The sequence below is a fragment of the Bradyrhizobium sp. ORS 375 genome (assembly GCF_000239775.1).
Classification (GTDB): domain Bacteria; phylum Pseudomonadota; class Alphaproteobacteria; order Rhizobiales; family Xanthobacteraceae; genus Bradyrhizobium.
In genome coordinates, this window is sequence record NZ_CAFI01000385.1 from 1 (window position 1) to 2,985 (window position 2,985).

The 2,985-nt window shown below is 64.0% G+C and carries 2 protein-coding genes; one reads left to right on the plus strand and one right to left on the minus strand.

The window, feature by feature from the left end:
• The first annotated feature begins 284 nt into the window (after positions 1-284).
• Positions 285-2,648 (plus strand): polysaccharide biosynthesis tyrosine autokinase, encoded by a 2,364-nt coding sequence (locus BRAO375_RS26200; protein ID WP_009030461.1) that lies wholly within the window; start codon positions 285-287, stop codon positions 2,646-2,648.
• A gap of 21 nt (positions 2,649-2,669) precedes the next feature.
• On the opposite strand, the gene BRAO375_RS26205 is transcribed toward BRAO375_RS26200, so the two are convergent.
• A complete protein-coding gene (locus tag BRAO375_RS26205; RefSeq protein WP_009030462.1) occupies positions 2,670-2,930 on the minus strand; it encodes a hypothetical protein in 261 nt (86 codons plus the stop codon).
• Positions 2,931-2,985: the final 55 nt, after the last annotated feature.

The window sequence follows — 2,985 nt, forward strand, 5'->3', positions numbered from 1 at the left end:
CGTGCCCTCTTGATCGAGAGGGCGAAACGACCGGACAGCTCGGACGCATTTGCGCCGCGAGGCCGCAGCGTCACGTCGGTTGCGACGATCCCGGGCGCCACGTCCACATGCTTTCGCCACAGACAATATTTAATTTTAAACGGCCACTTGCTGGACTAAATTAGATTTAATATAAATTAAATCCCGCGACAGCCGATTAAATGACCCAGAATATCAAATCCTTGTTTTGGCAGGCATCCGGACGGCCCCGCCCTCCGAAGCGCAACTCATGAAGCCACAAGAACATGCTGCACAATCCGAACGCGAGCACGGTTGCCTTCAATCCTCAGCAGGACCACGGTTGGGAGCGGACCGGCCCAGGCCCGTTTGATCTGGCGCTCGGTTTCCTGCGCCGGCGCTATCTGGTGATCGGCATCACCACGGCCCTCGCCCTGATCGCCAGCGTCGCCGTTCTGAAGATCGTTCCGCCCACCTACTCGGCTGACGTGAAGATCATGCTTGGCAACGCCAAGCCCCCGATGCTGCAGCCACAGCCGGTCCAGGACGATACGCCGCCGCTCGATATCGAATCCCAGATCGAGATCCTGAAATCCAAGTCGGTCGCCATGGCCGTCATCAGCAAGCTGAACCTGGCGGACGACCCCGATTTCGGCGGCAAGGCAGGCCGGTTGCACAGCGCCCTGGACGCCATCCGCCGGCTGGTGAGCTCCGCGCCGGAGTCGAATGGATCGCCGATGGACGATCTGCTCGAGGAGTTTCAGCGCCGGATGAACGCGTTCAGGATCGGCACCAGCAGCGTCGTCGAGGTCGACTTCAGCGCCAGCGATCCGCAGCGCGCGGCCATGATCGCCAATGCGATCGTCAAGGAATATTTCGACCAGCAGTTGAAGGCCGAGGCGAACGAGCAGCGCACGGTCACGGCGTGGCTGCACGATCGCCTGCAGGAGCTCGGCAACGACGCGACCGCGGCAGAGCGCGCGGTGAACGAGCTCAAGAGCCGGCACAACATCGTCTCCGCCGACGGCCGGTTCATGGACCAGCAGCAGGTCACCGAGCTGACCAACCGCTTGGTGGCCGCGCGGACGCACACGGCCTCGCTGATGACCCGGCTCAGCCGGTTCGACGAGATGCTGGCCACGAGCAATGCCGATACGCCGATCGACAGCCTCGCCGCCGTCTCCGATTTCTCCCCCACCGAGCTGAGCGGCAATCTCAATCCGCCAGACGGCCTGTCGCTGAGCAATTCGAACAGCACGCAGATCATCAACAGCCTGCGCCAGCAATATCTCGAAAGTGCCAAGCGGGAATACGAGTACGCTGCCAAATACGGCAACGATCATCTGGCGGTCGTCAATATCCGCGCCGCGATGAAGAGCATCCGCCAGGCGATCCTCGACGAGGTGCGTCGCCTCGCCGACGTCGCCAAGCACGACTACGCCGAGGCGAGACAGCAGCAGCAGGAGGTCGAAAAGCAGCTCGCGCAGGCGGTGGCGCGATCGCAGGATACCAGGGCCGCGGAGATCAGCATCCGCGAGCTCGAGACCAGCGCGAAGGGTTATCGCACCCTCTATGATACCTTCCTGCAGCGTTATATGGGCTCGGTCCAGCAAGGCTCGTTTCCGATCACCAAGGCCCGGGTCATCTCCGCGGCGACGCCGCCGAAGAAGAAGAGCAAACCGAAATCCATCATCGTGCTGGCGATCGGCCTGCTTGGCGGCCTCGCATTCGGCGGCGGCCTCGGGCTGCTCAGGGAATTGAGAGATCGCAGCTTCCGCACGACAAATCAGGTCGAAGACCGCCTGCGTCTTCCCTGCCTCTCCGTCGTGCCGCTGCTGAAACACGGCGAGGTGAACAGGATCACCAGCCGGACCGCTGCTGACGGCGTCAACAAGACCGCGGCCGAGAGCAGCGAGCGCCTGGTGAGCAGAGGCTCCGGAACCTGCTGGGCCGCCTCTGCGATGCCCTCCTCGCGCTTTGCGGAGTCGATCCGCTCGTTGAAGGTCGCTCTCGACCAGGACCCCAACCGGACGTCGCGCAAGGTGTTCGGACTGACGTCAGCGCTGCCGAACGAGGGCAAGTCGGTCATCGCCGCCTCGCTCGCGCAGTCGATCGCCGGCTCGGGCAAACGCGTCATCGTGGTCGACTGCGATCTCCGCAACCCGTCCCTCACGGCTTCGCTCGCGCCCGACGCCGGCACGGGGATCGCGGACGTCGTCTCGGGTGCGCGACAGCTCGAGGACACGATCTGGACCGATGCGGTCACCCGCCTGCACTTCCTGCCCGGCAAGGGCGCGGCGCGTCGCGACACCTGCGACATCCTGGCCAACGACGAGATGCGCAAGCTGTTCGAGCGGCTGCGTGAGACCTATGACTACGTCATCGTCGATCTGCCGCCGCTGGCGCCGGTCGTCGACGCCCGCGCCATCTCCGGGATGCTCGACAGCTTCGTGCTCGTCGTCGAATGGGGCCGCACGCCGGCGGAGGTCGTGGAGCATGCGTTGAACACGGCGCCGAACGTCTACGATGCCTTGCTTGGCGTCGTGCTCAACAAGACGGACATGAAGGCGCTCAGCCGCTACGCCAACCAATTCGGCGACTACTACAACCACGACTATTACGCCCGCTATGGCAGCGTCATGGCCGAGTGAGGAGATCCGGCGGAGCGCCGATCAGCGCTGGTGTTCGGGCCGGATGGAGGGATGGGCGATGCCGGCACGCTCGAGGACGCTGCGCAGATACATGCCCGCGAGGTAGCCGAGCTGGACCGCAACCAGGCCGCCGATCGAATACAGCGCCGCAGACAGGCCGCTCGCGATCGCCGCGGCCAAACACTCCACGGCGACGAGGGCGACGAGGGCAATCAGGGTGCGAACATTGAAGATCGCTCCCGCGATGGCCCCGGCCCCGAAATGAAGCGCGATCACCCACATCAGTTTTCATGCCTCCTCGGCAGATCGAGAGGCTAGCGGCGAATGGTTAGCGATG